11 protein-coding genes and 1 rRNA gene are annotated in these 16,960 nt (G+C 50.0%); 6 read left to right on the top strand and 6 right to left on the bottom strand.

What is annotated here, in order from left to right; translation table 11 throughout:
• From MHN33_RS21360 to rhlB, 3 genes are all read right to left on the bottom strand, one after another.
• A 16S ribosomal RNA gene (locus MHN33_RS21360) occupies positions 1-86 on the bottom strand; the annotation flags it as partial.
• Positions 87-572: 486 nt separating this feature from the next.
• Entirely contained in the window at positions 573-2,075 is a 1,503-nt protein-coding gene (gene gppA, locus MHN33_RS21355; RefSeq protein WP_343224852.1) for a guanosine-5'-triphosphate,3'-diphosphate diphosphatase, read from the bottom strand.
• 38 nt (positions 2,076-2,113) lie between these two features.
• The gene (gene rhlB, locus MHN33_RS21350; protein WP_239401187.1) at positions 2,114-3,400 is read right to left on the bottom strand and encodes an ATP-dependent RNA helicase RhlB; all 1,287 of its coding nucleotides are present in this window, start codon (positions 3,398-3,400) and stop codon (positions 2,114-2,116) included.
• A gap of 91 nt (positions 3,401-3,491) precedes the next feature.
• Between rhlB and trxA the strand changes: the two genes are divergently transcribed.
• The 3 genes from trxA to MHN33_RS23950 all read left to right on the top strand — a co-directional run bounded on the left by trxA (position 3,492) and on the right by MHN33_RS23950 (position 6,751).
• Complete coding sequence (gene trxA, locus MHN33_RS21345) at positions 3,492-3,818, top strand: thioredoxin TrxA (protein WP_010387092.1); 327 nt, start codon at positions 3,492-3,494, stop codon at positions 3,816-3,818.
• Positions 3,819-4,035: 217 nt separating this feature from the next.
• The gene (gene rho, locus MHN33_RS21340) at positions 4,036-5,295 is read left to right on the top strand and encodes a transcription termination factor Rho (protein ID WP_010387091.1); all 1,260 of its coding nucleotides are present in this window, start codon (positions 4,036-4,038) and stop codon (positions 5,293-5,295) included.
• Between the two features lie 166 nt (positions 5,296-5,461).
• Positions 5,462-6,751, top strand: a complete 1,290-nt coding sequence (locus MHN33_RS23950; protein ID WP_275442969.1) for a methyl-accepting chemotaxis protein — start codon at positions 5,462-5,464, stop codon at positions 6,749-6,751.
• Here MHN33_RS23950 and MHN33_RS21330 read toward each other — a convergent pair.
• Complete coding sequence (locus MHN33_RS21330; RefSeq protein ID WP_239401185.1) at positions 6,728-9,589, bottom strand: ATP-binding protein; 2,862 nt, start codon at positions 9,587-9,589, stop codon at positions 6,728-6,730. The genes MHN33_RS23950 and MHN33_RS21330 overlap by 24 nt on opposite strands.
• An 86-nt stretch (positions 9,590-9,675) precedes the next feature.
• On the opposite strand from MHN33_RS21330, the gene MHN33_RS21325 reads away from it, so the two are divergent.
• Positions 9,676-10,251 (top strand): DNA-J related domain-containing protein, encoded by a 576-nt coding sequence (locus tag MHN33_RS21325; RefSeq protein WP_239401183.1) that lies wholly within the window; start codon positions 9,676-9,678, stop codon positions 10,249-10,251.
• 41 nt (positions 10,252-10,292) lie between these two features.
• Here MHN33_RS21325 and dbpA read toward each other — a convergent pair whose 3' ends face one another.
• The gene (gene dbpA / locus MHN33_RS21320) at positions 10,293-11,681 is read right to left on the bottom strand and encodes an ATP-dependent RNA helicase DbpA (protein WP_343224851.1); all 1,389 of its coding nucleotides are present in this window, start codon (positions 11,679-11,681) and stop codon (positions 10,293-10,295) included.
• Between the two features lie 154 nt (positions 11,682-11,835).
• On the opposite strand from dbpA, the gene MHN33_RS21315 reads away from it, so the two are divergent.
• Together MHN33_RS21315 and MHN33_RS21310 are read left to right on the top strand one after the other, a co-directional pair.
• The gene (locus tag MHN33_RS21315) at positions 11,836-13,269 is read left to right on the top strand and encodes a M28 family peptidase (RefSeq protein WP_239401181.1); all 1,434 of its coding nucleotides are present in this window, start codon (positions 11,836-11,838) and stop codon (positions 13,267-13,269) included.
• A gap of 85 nt (positions 13,270-13,354) precedes the next feature.
• Positions 13,355-14,140: an SEL1-like repeat protein gene (locus tag MHN33_RS21310; RefSeq protein ID WP_239401179.1), complete on the top strand. Its 786-nt coding sequence runs from the start codon at positions 13,355-13,357 to the stop codon at positions 14,138-14,140.
• On the opposite strand, the gene MHN33_RS21305 is transcribed toward MHN33_RS21310, so the two are convergent.
• On the bottom strand, positions 14,137-16,779 hold the full coding sequence (locus MHN33_RS21305; protein ID WP_239401177.1) for an EAL domain-containing protein: 2,643 nt from the start codon (positions 16,777-16,779) through the stop codon (positions 14,137-14,139). The genes MHN33_RS21310 and MHN33_RS21305 overlap by 4 nt on opposite strands.
• Between the last annotated feature and the right edge of the window lie 181 nt (positions 16,780-16,960).

The raw sequence follows: 16,960 nt of genomic DNA, 5'->3' as shown, positions 1-16,960 counted from the left end.
GCAAGCTAGAAATGTTACCGCTCGACTTGCATGTGTTAGGCCTGCCGCCAGCGTTCAATCTGAGCCATGATCAAACTCTTCAATTAAAAGTTTTTTGAAACCGAAGTTTCGTGCTCAATGAATTCTGTATAAATTGACTATGTTAGTCACTCATAAGAAATTGAGACTCTAAATTTTTGTGCGTCATCTAGCGAACTAGAATCTGCTGTTAGAACTCAATCTGTACGAGTGCCCACACAGATGATTGCTTCATATTTTTAAAGAACATAATCCGGTTACCCGGTGCGACTCAATGTCGCTGCGCTGTTAGCGCTGAGGGTTGTGCATTCTAATCACTTCCCGCTTTATGTCAACACTTAATTTTGAGAAATTTCAGAATCAAGTTTTATTTGACTCCCAACTCGTTGGCTCGTTGCTTTTCAGCGTTGTGCCCCGTGTCGGTGGATGCGCATTATAGGGAAATCGAAACCCAGTGCAACCCCTTTTTTGAAGAAAAGTGAGAAAAACAGCACGTTCGAACAAGATTCAAACAAAACGCGCTTTTTTAGGCCTTTATTGTACAAAAAGAGCGCTTAATCGCGCTCAATTTTCAATATCCAACCGGCTTTTTCCTGATACCCAGCTTCTGACTCCAATTCGCTGCGCATCAATGGATGTTCATTTAGCCAGTCGCCTGGCATAGTTAAGGTGAGCGTTTCAGGTTCTGTTGCTGTTATGTAGAGATCAGGCAAGACATCGTCCTGACGGCGCATCGATAGGATCACTGCAACCCGAAGGATTCTGACGAGTAACTCGATGAACCCCTGTTGATTGCCAAACTGAGTAAAAGAACCTTCTTCTACATCGAGTCGATGGTTACCCACCAAAACTACTACCATTTGCTTTTGTACTCGCGAGTATCCCGGCATACCTGTGTGTTTTAAAATATAGGCACTGTGCTGGTGATAAGACTTGTAGTCAATGACCAGACCAATTTCATGCATGGATGCCGCTGCACTCAACAGGCTACATGCACTTTGAATATCAAGCTGCATGGGGGCTTCTAGTTGCTGCAGCAGTATTTTGCATATATCAAACACACGTGTCGCCTGACCCGCATCAACATGGTATCTAGACATAAAGCCATCGAGCGTACGTTTACGAATATCAGCCTGATTGAGCTGATCAATCATGCTATATAAAATGCCTTCGCGTAATGCCCCCCCGGCCAGACCCATTCGCTCAATCTGTAATGCTTCAAAGAGCGCAATCAAAATCGCCAATCCGGAAACAAATACCAGGCGCCGTTCTTCGCTCAGCCCAGGTAGCTCAAGTTGATCGATACTCTCAAACTGGATTGCCTGGGTGCGAATTGCCTGAAGCTTCTCCAGACTCAGCATTTCATCCAACCCAAGGGCGGCAAAAATTTCCTGAATAGCCTGAACCGTACCAGAAGCACCAATCGCCAACTCCCATCCGGCAGTTTTGTATTGTGGGGCGTAAGGCGCAACCACATTATGCGCAGCTGCCGTTGCAGCAGCGAAATTGGTTTCGCTCAAGGCACCATCTGAGAAATAGCGCTCCAAATAGGTAACACACCCCATATTCAGGCTGTGGTACAACTGTGCTTCAAAACCCTGACCAATGACGATTTCTGTACTGGCACCACCTATGTCAACAACGAGTTGCTTCCCATGACATGCAGAGGTGTGTGCAACGCCCTTATAAATAGATCGAGCCTCTTCTTCACCACTGATGATAGAGATAGGGTGACCAAGAATTTGCTCGGCTTTATGCTTGAACACCCCTGCATTGGTAGCCAAACGCAAAGTCGCAGTAGCAACAATACGTATATTGCCAGCCGGAATATCCTGAAGCCGCTCAGCAAATAAGGATAAACACTCCCAGCCCCGCTGCATCGCTTCTTCACTCAGCAGATATTGCTCATCCAGACCAGCAGCCAGACGTACTTTACGTTTGACTCGCCCAATTGTATGCACGCCGCCAGCCATATGTTTTGCGATCAGCATATGGAAGCTGTTTGATCCTAAATCAATCACCGCATACACGTTTTCATGTGGAGATCTCTGAACCACGCTCACTAACCTCTATCTACCTCTACCAAAGTGCCCGGTTAGTTGCGCGGGCGTGATTTTTGGTAACTACCTTGTCGACGGTTACTGCCACTGCGATTGCCGCGCTGTCCGGGTGTATTTCTGCGCCTTTGTTGCCTGGCAGGCGCTTTAATGTCATCCAGTAATGCTGACTTATCGTAGTGAGAAACCGGAATTGCATGGTCAATGTATTCTTCAATCTCATGTAAGTTATAAGCATACTGCTCACAAGCAAAACTAATTGCATGGCCCGATGCGCCAGCTCGGCCAGTACGACCAATGCGATGCACGTAATCTTCGCAATCGTCAGGTAAGTCAAAATTCAGTACATGACTCACCTCAGGAATATGCAAGCCTCGCGCTGCAACATCTGTGGCAACCAGCAGGTCCAGTTCGCCTTTAGTGAACTTGGACAAAATCGACAAACGTTTTTTCTGATTTACATCACCAGTTAACAATCCCACCCGGTGCCCGTCATTTTTCAGCCACTCATAGACGTTTTCACAACTATGCTTGGTATTAGCAAATACAATGGCTTTGTCTGGCCACTCTTCCTCAATCAGAGTAAGGAGTAAAGGTATTTTGTCCTCTTGCGAGGGGTGAAATAGTTCTTCTTTGATCCGCTTGCCCGTTTTGACATCCGGCTCTATCTGCACATGGATCGGGTTGTGCATATGTTCAAAGGCCAGTTCTTGCACACGATAAGACAGCGTTGCAGAAAAGAGTAAATTCAGACGCTGTTGCGTATCCGGCATACGGTTGAACATATAACGAATATCTTTAATGAAGCCTAAATCGAACATTCGGTCCGCTTCATCCAACACAACAACTTCAATGTTATTAAGGTTATAAGCACCTTGTTTATAGAAATCGATCAGGCGTCCGGTCGTGCCGATTAGGATATCTACCCCTTTTTCTAGCTGCGACCGTTGTTTTTCATATTCTTCGCCACCATATACTAAGCCAAGCTTTAACCCACACGCCGGCGCCAATATTTGTGCGTCTTTGTGGATTTGGATCGCAAGCTCTCGTGTCGGTGCCATTATCAACGCACGTGGCTGACCGGCAACCTGAGCGTCAGATTGGCTTTGCAACAGCTTGTGACATGTCGCAGTTAAAAACGCAAGCGTTTTACCTGTCCCTGTCTGAGCCTGACCGGCAATGTCTCTGCCCTCACTGATGTAGGGCATACACTTTGCTTGGATTGGCGTACAGTATTCGAAGCCACTCGCTGTCAAACCGGCGACCACTTCCGGCGCTAAAGCAAAGTCGATAAATTTTTTATTGGTCAAATGTGTCTTAGTCATAGCAATTAAGCATAACGTTTAAACTTGCAATAAGAAACAAGAGTGTTTAAATACGCATTAAATAATTGACCTAATTCTAACGGAGAGCGCAATGAGCGACAAAATTATTCAACTAACTGATGACAGCTTCGAAGCAGACGTGCTTAAGTCGGATACCCCTGTACTGGTAGATTTCTGGGCTGAGTGGTGTGGCCCTTGTAAAATGATCGCCCCAATCCTGGACGAAATTGCAGACGAGTTCGAAGGTCGCGCGACCGTAGCTAAGCTCAACATCGACCAAAACTCGCTGACACCGCCTAAGTTCGGTATTCGTGGCATCCCAACTCTGCTTCTGTTCAAAGACGGTGCTGTAGCAGCAACCAAAGTTGGTGCGTTGTCAAAAACACAATTGATCGAGTTCTTAGAGAACAACATCTAACTGAACACTGCTAAATGGCACCGGCATCGCTGGTCGCCAATCGGTCACAGTCCGAATGTATCAGGTAGCGCTGTTTTAGCCCTGCCTGATTAAATTTGTATAAAGACTGGACGACTGCTCCCCTAGCTGCTAACTTATAGAGCCACTAACCTTAAGCAATTTCAATTCAATCCCTCGTACCACGAGAGAACAACTTTTAAATAAAGAACCCACCAATATGCATTTACGCGAACTGAAAGACAAGTCAATCAATGAGCTTGTAAAACTTGCCGAGTCTATGGGGCTCGAGAACGTTGCCCGTCTGAGAAAACAAGACATCATCTTCGCCATCTTGAAAGCGCACGCTAAAAGCGGCGAAAACATCTATGGCGGCGGCGTGCTGGAAATTCTTCAGGATGGCTTCGGCTTTTTACGCTCATCAGAAGCCTCCTACCTGGCAGGCCCGGATGACATTTATGTTTCGCCTAGCCAGATCAGACGTTTTAGCCTACGTACCGGCGACAGCATCAGCGGTCTGATCCGCCCACCTAAAGATGGTGAGCGTTACTTTGCGCTGCTGAAAGTAAACGAAGTTAACTTCGATAAGCCAGAAAACTCCAGAACTAAGATCCTGTTTGAAAACCTGACGCCTATACACGCCAACGAGCGTATGGTGATGGAACGCGGCAACGGCAGTACCGAAGATATCACTGCGCGTGTTCTGGACCTGGCTTCTCCAATCGGTAAAGGACAGCGTGCACTGATTGTCGCACCACCTAAAGCCGGTAAGACCATGCTGCTGCAAAACATTGCACAGTCTATTTCTTACAACAATCCAGATGCAACGCTGATGGTACTGCTGATCGACGAGCGTCCGGAAGAAGTAACAGAAATGCAGCGCCTGGTACAAGGTGAAGTCGTCGCCTCAACGTTCGACGAGCCAGCAAGCCGTCACGTGCAGGTTGCAGAAATGGTCATCGAAAAAGCGAAACGTTTGGTTGAGCACAAAAAAGACGTCATCATTCTGCTGGACTCTATCACGCGTCTTGCACGCGCCTACAACACCGTGATCCCGTCTTCAGGTAAAGTTCTGACGGGTGGTGTCGACGCCAACGCACTGCACAAGCCAAAGCGCTTCTTCGGTGCTGCACGTAACGTAGAAGAAGGCGGCAGCCTGACTATCATCGCGACAGCCCTGATCGACACGGGCTCTAAAATGGATGAAGTTATTTACGAAGAGTTTAAGGGTACCGGTAACATGGAACTGCACTTAAACCGTAAGATTGCTGAAAAGCGCGTCTTCCCGGCCATTGACTTTAACCGTTCAGGTACGCGCCGCGAAGAGCTCCTCACCAAACCTGATGAGCTGCAAAAAATGTGGATCTTACGCAAAATTGTCCATGAGATGAGCGAAATCGATGCAATGGAATTCTTGATCGACAAGCTGTCAATGTGCAAAACCAATAACGAGTTCTTTGATTCGATGAAGCGTAAATAACCAATCGCTTGAACAGAAAAAGCCTGCTTATGCAGGCTTTTTTATGCCCTCATTGCTTGGAACTCTCAAGGGTGTGTTCTATATATTAAAGGATATGCATAAGACATTTGAACGCAAATAAGGACACGCTCCTTATCCTGCAAGTCCGATAAAGGAACCCAAACCCATGCGTTTAGTAGCCAGTGCCATGGCCGTGACGACAGTGAACATAGCCGCCGTGCTGGTCTGTACCGCCATCTTTGCTTTGCCTCTGACAGTTACCGCGACCCTGATTACCCTGATGGTGGTTGCCTCTGTGCTGGTCACGATATGGTTAGATAAAAAACAGGAAAAGGGCGCCTATCTACAGAGTTTTGTCAGCGCATTACATCACCAGGATACCATTGATCTGACATTTCGCTTTGACGAAAAAGACAAAACGCTACCCAAGGCTTGTCTGGCCATTAATGCCAGTATGGCGATGATGGAGCACATTATTGGCGAAGTGTATGCCTCCTCTTCCCGTCTTACACCTATGGCTGACAGCCTACGCGATACTTATGCCTCCATGACACAAAAAGCCACTATCCAGCATGTGCACGGCGCGGATCTCGCCACAGCCATCAACCAAATGCTGACGGTATCAAGGGAGCTCGATGACAGCCTGGAAAAAATCTACAGTTCCGTCGAGAATGCCACGCAGGCGGTCAAGAAAACCCGTATTGATACTGACCGGAGCCAGCAAAGCCTGATGACGCTGGCAACGAATATTCAGGCCACCAGTGAACAAATAGCGGCACTGAAAGCAGACAGCGACGCCATTAGTTCCGTTATTGATGTGATTAATGCCATCGCTGATCAGACCAACTTACTGGCCCTGAATGCCGCCATCGAGGCAGCACGCGCAGGTGAGCAAGGTCGAGGCTTTGCAGTGGTGGCCGACGAAGTACGCAGCCTGGCCGCACGCACCAGTCAGTCAACGCAGGAAGTACGGACCATGGTCAATAAAATCCAGGCGGGCACAGACAGTGCCCATGCACTGATGCTCACCGCACTGGAAGAAACCGGTAAAACGGTCAGTTTGTCGGAAGCCTCTACCAAAGAGGTCGACCAGATAGAAGGCGCCATGATTGAGATTAATGCGATGTCGCACAGTATTCACGATCAGGTAAGCCGGCAAAAGGCAGTCTCAGACGAGGCACAATCGAGCATTGAGTCTATGGTTGAACTCAATTCGGATGCGCTATCCACGTCTAAAATTCAGGCTGTGTCGAGCAGTGACCTGATTAACCTGGCCGCATGTATTCATGAGAAACTGTCTATTTTTAATGCAGAACGACCTGAGCTGGATATGTCGCACCGTACCGATACCAGCCGCTATAGTTGCGATACCGATACACCTTCAACTATACCTAAGCGCAATCACTCTGTGCAGCCTGACAAGCACAGTGGACTAGGTGACATCGAGTTGTTCTGAGTAATCACACACTTTTAGCTCATCACACAAGATCAAAAACAGGTCCTGATACAGCGCGGTTTGCTGCTGTTTCAGTGCGGTTTCAAATTGTGAGGCAACATCTGCAATATGGACAAATCCAAACATGCTCGCTGCGCCATTGAGCTTATGGCAGTGATGCTGTAAAGCCTGCCAGTCCTGCTCCTGCCACAAATCAATCAGCTTATACCTTTCTTGTTCCAGCGTTTGTGCAAAACTCTGTTTGAGGTCACTCATATCTATCGCCAGGTCTAGCGCTTGCGACGCATTAGTACGCTGCAAAGACTGAGCAAGAGTCTGATACAGTAGGTCGCTATTGATCGGTTTGCTGAGATGCCCACTGAAGCCCTGAGCCAGGTAATCTTTGATTTCATGCTCCATGACATTGGCCGTCAGTGCATATACCTCGCCTTCAAAACCGGCCTGACGCAACAATTGCAGTGCCTCCAGTCCATCCATTTTGGGCATCTGAATGTCCATTAAGACCACATCCGGATAAGCACTGAGGCAATGTTCTACTGCGTCTCGCCCATTATTGACCGCATCGACTTCCAGGCCCATTTTTTCCAGCATGCGAATGATCAAAGCACGGTTGTCGTCATGATCTTCAGCTAATAATATTGTGCCGGATAAACGGGCTTCGGTGCCCTGTCGTTGAACATCCATAACTTTATTGCGGCACACAGGTTCGCTGACATGACTCAGTCGTGCACAAGGTATTATCAACTTAAACTGGCTTCCTTTGTCCACTTCACTGTGTACTGAGATCTCTCCGCCCATCATCTTAGCCAAATGCTGCGACAGGCTGAGCCCTAACCCCGAACCACCAAAGCGACGAGTGATGCTGTTGTCGCCCTGCTGAAAACACTCAAATATCCGCGCTACCTGAGACTGAGACATACCTATGCCACTGTCCTGAACTATAAATGTCAGGCCACCTTCATGTTGTCGGATAACTAAGTCTATCTGGCCCTGCTGCGTAAACTTGACGGCATTACTGAGCAGGTTAATCAAGATCTGTTTCAGGCGCACGTAATCGAGTCGCACCAGATAGGGGGTGGGCAAATCATTTTCAACCAGTAAGGCGAGCGATTTTTCCATACAGGGACGCTGGAACATATCACAGACATCTGCCAATAAGTTCTCAATGGTGAACTCGGTGTATTCCAGTTCCAGGCGCTGTGCCTCAATTTTACTCAGATCCAGTACATCACTGATGAGATCCTTAAGGTGGTTTCCCTGGCGTGTTACCACTGCCAGGGAGGACATCAGATGGTCATCGTGCATATAGTCCTGTTGCAGGCTTTCCGCATGACCCAAAATTGCCGTTAAAGGAGTACGAATTTCATGGCTGATATTAGCTAAAAATTGGCTTTTCACCTGGTTTGCATTACGCAATTCATCTGCCGTCTGTTGTAACTGTGCAGTTCGCTGCGCGACTTTTTTACTGAGCTCGATTTTCGCCCGCCGCTCCGTTGCACGGTGATAAAAGGCAAACACAGAAATCAACGTCAGACATAAGATCAGCCCGCTCATCCACAGCAACTGATTGCGTTGCTCATCCTGCAGCTTTTGCAGTTCTTGCGCCTGCTTCATCTGTGCTAATTCCTGACTTAACTGGCTTTCTTCAAACTTACTTTGATACTTATTCAATCGTGAGATAAGGCCTTCATTCAGCAATGAAAACTGTAAGTCCCGATAATGGTCAAGTGTTTCTGCCGCAGCCTGCACCTTGCCTGTTGCCGCCTGCACCAGTGCCAGTAAATGCAAAAACTCGCGCTCCCTGAGCCTGTCTCCTAACTTCCGCGTCAGCATCAAGCCCCGCTCGATACTGGCTTCGGCCCCGGCTATCTCACCACGCATCAACTGTAGCCTGGCCATTGGGTGCAAAGCATGCATGACGCCAGCCTGATTGTCGGCTTTTTCAGCATAATACATGGCAAAGTTCACTTCCTGCCCTGCCTTTGTGTAGTCGCGGATCAGCAGGCTCAGTTTTGCCATATTGACATATTCAAACGCCAGATGGCGTGTATCATTGATGCTGTGATAATACGCTACAGCGGCTTTAACAGCTCCGCGCGCCAACTCAGGACGGTTGGACTCAGTATAAATAACCCCCAGGTTGCCCTGTGCCAGGGCGACACCATACTGATCTCCCAGGCGCTCAAACAACGCCATTGCGCGCTTGAGTAACTCTTCTGCTTTGTCATAGCGAAACTGGCGAATATACACCCCGGCCAGATTCAATAGCATATCCGCTCTGTCTTGCTCATTGCCATGCTGTTCATACAGCATATAGGCAGCCAGATAATGCTCCAGTGACGCTTCTAAATCGTGGATCTGGATGAATGACATGCCCAGGTTATTATGAATATCCGCACGTTCAATGGGCTCATTTCTTTGCTCAGCTACACTCAGCGCCTGCTGATAGTCAGTCACCGACGCGGCGTAATCTCCCTGGTAAAAAGCGCTGATCCCCTGCATCTTGAGAGCATGATACAAGCTGCCAGACAACTGCTCGTTGCGACTCAGAGACTCAAGTTGCTCAAAGTAGCGGATCGCCATCTCATAGCGTGAGCTTTCCAGGGCAATTTTGCCAATGGCTTTCAGGGTGGCTGCACGTTGCTCCGGGCCGAACTCACTATGCTGTAGTAAGCGTTCAGCACTCAGCACTTGCTCCTGCCAGCTGGTCATTTCAGACAACGCGTGAATTTGTGATGTAATCGCAGGCTCACCAGCAGACTCGTCAGCATGGCCTGATGCCGACCACATACCCACCAATAGCGCAGTGGTCACAGCCCACTTAAACCCCTTTGTCATCCCTGTCTGCCCCGTATTACTTGCAATAGACGTGTCAAAAAATAAGAATTGAACAAAGAAGATACACTATGTTTACAGGCGGAACAATGTTGAACCCCCTCCTTGATGCCACATTTAGGATAATCACCCGTGAGCGTGCCACTCAATTACACCGGCTGGCAGCCGCTTTGGATGCCGAAGTCGGCCTGCCGACACTGGATAGCGACCCGGATAAAGACCTCTTTAAGCGCAACTTTCTGCTGATGAATGCCCTGTATCAATTGCAGCAAGAGGTCGCTGAGCAAGGTTACTATCTGCAGGTTGAGGCAATGGATATCCGCCTGAGTGAACAATCCCTCCCGTCAGCATTGCAAACCCAGGATCCGCTCAGAGAATATTATTTAGATTGGTGCAACTATGATACTAGTAAAGAGGAAGTGAGTGCACTGCTCAATCAGTTCTGGCAACGCTATCTGAACCTACCCACCCTGGCACCACAGCAACACAACGCCTTAATACAGAAGTGGCAACTGCCCAATCCGTATTCACGGCGCCAACTGAGTAAGCGCTGGCGCACGCTGGCTTTTGCAGCCCACCCGGATCAGCAAGGGGAGAACTCGGCGTTTCAACAGCTGCAACACGAATACGAACAACTTAAAAACTTTGCTAATGCGAAGGAATAATACCAATTTGCTTTTCTAATATGGATTCATGTGTATTGGTATCAAGACAGGCTCATCCGCTTGGCTTTAAATTTGCGTCCCTTGAGCTTGCTCTCCTGCAACTTTCTGAGTGCAGGTTTGACCCCTTCTCTGGCCACGGCAACAAACGCCTGATGGTCCAGTAAATCAATATTGCCAATCAGGTTGGCACCTACCCCTTGCTCCGACGTCAGACAACCCACAATGTCTCCGGCACGTAGCTTGTCTTTTTTACCACCATCCACTTGCAAGGTAACCATCGGAGGCTTAAAGACCGGCTTGTCGAGCAGGCTCAACGGCGGAGGCGTTGCCGGCTCAAACGTCTGCTCATAAATTTCACTCAGTTTGGCAACTTTAAAGGCCTCATTTTCACCATATAACGAACAGGCGAGTCCCTTCTTACCACCGCGTCCGGTGCGGCCCACCCGGTGCACATGGGTTTGTGGATCCAGCGCCATATGATAGTTAACCACCATATCCACATCTTCGATATCCAGACCCCGTGCCGCAACATCTGTGGCTACCAATACCGAGGCACTTTTGTTAGCAAAGCGGATCAATGCTCGCACCCGCTCGGCCTGATCCAGATCACCATGCAGGGTCACCACATTGACGCCACAGCTCTTGAGTTCACTGTACAGCTTTTTAGTTTCTACTTTGGTATTGCAAAAGGCAATACAGCTGACCGGCTTGTAATGCTGCAGCAACAGACGCAATGTATTGAATCTCAGCTTGTTGTTTTTGAGCGCAAAAAACTGCTGTTTGATCTGCCGGTTAAGGGTCTCTTCCTCCCCTTTGACCATCACAGGTTCACGCATAAACTGCTGTGTCAGCGCTTCGATGTCCTGCTGATAAGTGGCACTGAACATCAGCGTCTGGCGCTCCGGCGGCAGATAAATTGCGATGTTTTCGAGCGCCTCAATAAAGCCCATGGCCAGCATTTGATCGGCTTCATCCAGGACCCAGGTTTGCACCTGAGTCAGGTCGAGCGTGCCCTTATACAAGTGCTCTTCAATCCGACCCGGCGTGCCAACCACAACGTGCGCACCATGCTCCAGAGAGCTGATCTGCGGCCCGATGGGCTCCCCGCCACACACTGTGAGTACCTTGATATTTTGCATGCCACGCGCCAGCTTGCGGATCTCTGTAGCGACCTGTTGCGCTAGCTCGCGGGTGGGTGCCAGTACTAAGCTTTGGATCACCTGCTCTTCGGCCACCAGTTTATTGAGCAGGCCAAGGCTAAAGGCCAGTGTCTTACCCGACCCGGTTTTTGCCTGGGCAATTACATCCTGACCGGCAACAATGGCGGGCAATGCCTGTGCCTGGATAGGTGTCATGGTGGTAAAACCGGCTTGCTGTAAACCAGTTTGCAGATGGCGGGCCAATGGCACTTGATTAAACGACTGAGTCACACTATTACCTCGGATGAACTTAATCCGCCAAGTTTAGCAAATCCCGCATAGCGCCGTCACTTCAGTAAACAAAAACGCCCGTTCACCCCGAAAAGTTTAATTTAACAACAATTGTTGCGACAATCTCAGGCGATATAAATTACCAAGGGTTATTATGGATCAGATGATACGTTTTACGCCTTTTAGCAGGCTAACCAGCGCCGCCAGACACTGGCTGTTACCACTGTGTGCATTAACTGTCAGTACGGTTGCCCAGGCACAGGAATTCACGCAAACACAACTTGAAGCTGTCGCCAAAGTGCGCACCCTGGCAAGCCAGAGCGACTTAAGCTGGCAACTGCTGGAGTCGCTGACAACAGAGATTGGCCCGCGCCTGCCTGGCACAGAAAATGACAAGCTAACGGTGGCCTGGGCAGAGGCACAGTTCAAGCGCCTGGGTTTTGATAAAGTCTGGCTGGAAGCCGCGACCTTTCCTGAATGGCGCCGTTACCACGAATCAGCTAAACTCACCGCGCCAAGTGAACAGCCTTTGCACATCACGGCACTGGGCAACAGCATCAGTACCCCAAAGCAGGGGCTGCGTGGTGAAGTCGTATTATTTGAAACATTCGACGAACTCAAAGCCGCACCGCCAGGCAGTCTGACCGGCAAGATCGCCTTCGTAAATTACAGAATGAACCGGGATATCGATGGCAACGGTTACGGCCCGGCAGTTCAGGCACGTAATAAAGGTGCCGTAGAAGCCGCGAAAAAAGGCGCCATTGCCTACATGATGCGCTCAGTCAGTACCGCCCACCACCGCTTTGCCCACACCGGCGGCAGTCATTACGACGATCAGGTAACAAAAATCCCAGCTACTGCCATTGCAAACCCGGACGCCGACCAAATCGCACGCCTGCTCAAGCATGGTCACACCCCGCAGGTCGAAATCAATATTCAGACCGAAGATCTGGGCGAAGGGACCAGCTTTAATGTGATCGGCGAAATCACTGGCTCGGAATTTCCGGACCAATACGTGCTGCTTGGCAGCCATCATGATTCCTGGGATTTGGGTACCGGAGCACTGGACGACGGAGCCGGTATGGCGCTGACCATGGCGGCGGCTAAGCACATTGCGTCTGTGACTCGCCCCAAGCGCAGTATCCGGGTGGTGCTGTTTGCCGCGGAAGAGCTGGGATTATGGGGGGCAAAAGCTTACTTTAAACGCCATGAAGACAAGCTGACGCAGATTGTTGCCGCTGCCGAGTCAGACTTTGGTGCCGACGTGGTCTATGCCTTCGAGTCCAAGGTCAATGCCGCTTCTCTGCCACTGGTGCGCGCCATCGCAGAACAACTGAAACCGCTGGGGATTACCTATATTGGCGCAAATCGTGCGCGTGGCGGCCCGGACCTGATCCCGTTAAATAACGCGACTTCTGCACCCATTTTCGATCTCCATCAGGATGGCACAGACTATTTTGATTATCACCACACAGCCGACGATACCCTGGATAAAGTCGACCCAGGTAAACTCAAGCAAAATACCGCTGCTTATGCCGTCTTTGCCTTGATGGCAGCGAACGGAAAAACACGTATGCAGGGTAAGTAATAGCCGCTTTGCTAATACAGCAGGATCTGCCACACCGGCACCGGCCTGACAGGGTCGGTGCCAGACCCAATCACAAGGAGCGACCTTGAATAAACTCACCGCCGGGCTGTTTGTGTCTCATGACCTCATCAGCCGCTTTCTGATCCGCTTTAAACATGGCCTGATACTCACCTTAGTGCTGGGTATCATCGCGTATTTCTGGCTGCAACAAGTGCAGCAGACGGCCCAATATCAGCGCCTGTTACTCGACCCGCAAACAGACGATCTGATCTTAATTGATCTCGGGCGCTTCGATGCAGACAGGGTCTACCAGGCGCAGTTTCGCATCACCCAGGTCATTGCTGCCAGCGATGACAAGATCACGGTTAAGCAAGGGCGCTATTCCTATGGACGCAAACGGGACATCAAACGGGCTATTCAGTTAGACAACCTGATGCTCGACAACTATTTTGACCCGGACCCCGTTGAGTGGCCAAGAGCCGCACTGGCAGATTACTTTGCGCGTGGCGCAATCTACGCCATCCACCGGCCCAATGATATTTATGTGATGGGCGGCATCGTCAAGCCCAGAGCCATTCCCCGCTTGCACGCGCCAGCGGTAAGACACCGACTTTCGCCAGAGAACCAGCGTGGCATTGCCCACTATCAACTGGGTGAGCTATCCGAAGCGCGGGAGGCCTTTGCTGCTGCAGCCCATAAGGACGATCATTGGGGACAATATAATCTGGCAACCATGCTGCTTGGGGCCGAAGGTGGCGAGGCCGACCCTGCACGCGCAATGGCCTTGCTAAGACAGGCCGCCGCGCATGGCAACCACAAAGCCCAAACACTGCTCGATACACTGTGCCCGGACAACGCGGCCTGTGACTAACGCACCAGGCTGGTCGGTTCAGTCGCCTTGTCTGGCTGCCCGTTATAGTTTCGAACAAAGGCTTCGAATTGCGCCGCATCACCGGGTTTGGCATGTAAAAAGCCTTGCGTATAGTCACAGCCCAGTTCCTGTAAAAACGCCAGCTGCGCTGGTGTTTCAACCCCTTCGGCAATGACCGTTAGGTGAAGCTGGCCTGCCATAGAGATGATGGCACTCACCAGCGCCCGATCTTCCTCATCGTCAGGCAAATCACGAATGAAGGCACGGTCAATTTTCAATTTCGAGAGCGGGAAGCGCTTCAAATAGCTTAAAGACGAATACCCGGTGCCAAAATCATCAATGGCCAGACCTACCCCCATTGCACGCAGGGTCTCCAGCTGGCGCTGAATATGACCTGAGTTGTCAGCCAGTACGGTTTCGGTGATCTCCAGTGTCAGTGCCTGGGCCGCCAATCCGGTTTCCTTGAGCACTTTGGCAACCAGGCTGGCAATATCCTGTCGTTTGAACTGAGTGCTCGACACATTCACTGACACAAACAAGGATTGACCGGTTTGGGTGATCCAGGATTTGGCCTGCGCGCAGGCCTGATACAATACCCATTCACCTATCGTGATGATCAGCCCGAGCTCCTCACAAATGGGGATAAAATCGGCAGGTGACACCTGCCCCAGCTGAGGGTTTTGCCAACGCAATAATGCTTCACAACCCAGCCGCTGTTGTCCAACGATCGGCTGATAAGCGAGATAGAGCTCACGATTCGTCAGCGCACGATGTAGCGCCCCTTCCAGCGCGCTGCGTGCTTTGGCATGCTCGTGCATCGCAGAGGTGAAGAACTGAAAACAATTTCGGCCATGGTCTTTTGCCTTATACATGGCACTGTCGGCATTTCTGAGCAGCACTTTGCGATCCGCACCATCATCTGGATAAAACGTGATCCCCATACTGCCTGACACAAATGCTTCATGGCCTTCGAGGAAAAACGGCTCACTCAGTACATGCAGGACTTTGGTCGCAAGTTTTTCCATGTCACTGATCTTGGCCATATCGGGTAACAACAGAGCAAACTCATCGCCACCCAAGCGCGCAACCGTATCTGAATTGCGGGTGCACTCACGGATCCGATTAGCCGCTTCGATGAGCAGCTGATCGCCAATATGATGACCCAGCGTATCGTTCACTGCCTTAAAGCGATCCAGATCGATAAAACACACCGCCAGACGGGTTTGCTTTTGTTTAGCCTGAGCCAGTGCCAGATCGAACTTTGTATGGTAATGGTGACGGTTTGCCAACCCGGTCAGGTTATCAAAGTTAGCCTGTTGCCACATCAACTGCTCATTGCGTTTGCGCGATGTAATATCATTAAACAACGCCACATACATATCAATTTCGCCGGTCGCATCAAACACGGCAGATACCTGTAACCAGCTGGGGTACACCTCTCCGTTTTTACGTTTGTTCCAAATTTCACCTTCCCAGTGTCCACGGGTGCTTAACGCGTCATATAGCTGGGCAAAATAGGCTGCATCATGGCGACCTGAATTGAATATCGATGGTGTATTACCCAGCACCTCTTGCGCCGAAAAGCCGGTAATATCGGTGAAAGCCTGATTGACCATCTGGATTTGATTGTCACGATTAGAGACCAGTACCCCTTCACTGGTGGTTGCAAACACCGTGCTGGCAAGGCGCTGCTCTTTTTCATCCGCCAGGCGCTTGCTGATGTCCTGAATAAGATAAATCGAACCACTTTGTGTACCGGCACCATCCAGCACCGGCGTTTTGCTGATCTCAACATCGCGTTGCTGACCGGCCAGTATCACCCGGCACTCAATGGGTTCTGCACCAAGTGCTTCGAGGCAGGGGCAGTCCTCAAGCACAAACGTCATCGGGCGCCCCTGGATAGCGCCTAAATCGCGCAACGCTGCCTGATTGGCCGACGCCACCACGTTGCTTGCGTTGGTATAGATAAGATAATCGCCAATGGCGTTGAAGATAGCACTGAACTGGTTCTTCTGCAGTTCTGTACGGCGCTTGGCACGGCGCAGGCGCAGCGTAAACATCACCAGCACCAAAATGGACCCGGCCAGGATCGCAATCACACTGCCGAGCAGGATGAGCTGCATCGTATTGGCATCTTTCAGCTCTGCAGTTTGCAGGGCAACCTGTTGCTCCAGGTTAGACTGATAATGCCACAAGTCTCGCTCCAGCGTGCGCTGCGTGCTGATGTCCTGGATCACCGACAACAACAGAGGCTGACCCTGCTTGCTACTAAACGGGGCTGAATAGACACTTACAGTGCGAACCTCATCATTGGCAAGTTGATGCTGAAAGATAAAGTAATTGCGGCCTTCACTGAGTGCAGACATCCGTTCCTGCTCAACCTGTTGGGCCGAAAATTGATTGATTTGCTGGATCTGCATGGTTTCCAGCTGTGTCTGGCTATAGCCATAAAAAATCGCCGCCGCCTCATTAGCCTCGACGATGTCGCCAGATTTGGGCTCAATGATCAGCATCACGGCACTGTGTTGCTCAAATGCACTCATTGGTAAAGGTGACGATGCCGCCTTGCAGCCCGCCGCCACAACAAGTGAGGCCAAAATGGCAATACATGAGCTGGCTACTATGGTTGTTATTTTCAAGCCGCCTCCAAACAAATACTGCGCAATGCGTCCGACTATAACTGAAAGCCAAAAGCAAAGATATATGAGGACTGAGGACTATTGCGCCGAATCAATTAATTCTACTGTTAGCATAATAGTAGTTAATAAAGTCGAAATGCACACTCGGTGTCACGCCCTAAACCAGATGGGTATTGCGAAC

It is taken from the genome of Pseudoalteromonas sp. OOF1S-7 (assembly GCF_022347765.1).
Taxonomy (GTDB): domain Bacteria; phylum Pseudomonadota; class Gammaproteobacteria; order Enterobacterales; family Alteromonadaceae; genus Pseudoalteromonas.
The sequence above is the reverse complement of the archived record's forward strand: the minus strand, read 5'-3'. Positions and strand labels throughout refer to the sequence as shown.

Excerpts from the sequence above, each read along its gene's own strand:
- rhlB (WP_239401187.1), bottom strand. The coding sequence starts at position 3,400 with ATGACTAAGACACATTTGACCAATAAAAAATTTATCGACTTTGCTTTA.
- trxA (WP_010387092.1), top strand. The coding sequence starts at position 3,492 with ATGAGCGACAAAATTATTCAACTAACTGATGACAGCTTCGAAGCAGAC.
- rho (WP_010387091.1), top strand. The coding sequence starts at position 4,036 with ATGCATTTACGCGAACTGAAAGACAAGTCAATCAATGAGCTTGTAAAA.
- MHN33_RS23950 (WP_275442969.1), top strand. The coding sequence starts at position 5,462 with ATGCGTTTAGTAGCCAGTGCCATGGCCGTGACGACAGTGAACATAGCC.
- MHN33_RS21330 (WP_239401185.1), bottom strand. The coding sequence starts at position 9,589 with ATGACAAAGGGGTTTAAGTGGGCTGTGACCACTGCGCTATTGGTGGGT.
- MHN33_RS21325 (WP_239401183.1), top strand. The coding sequence starts at position 9,676 with ATGTTGAACCCCCTCCTTGATGCCACATTTAGGATAATCACCCGTGAG.
- MHN33_RS21315 (WP_239401181.1), top strand. The coding sequence starts at position 11,836 with ATGGATCAGATGATACGTTTTACGCCTTTTAGCAGGCTAACCAGCGCC.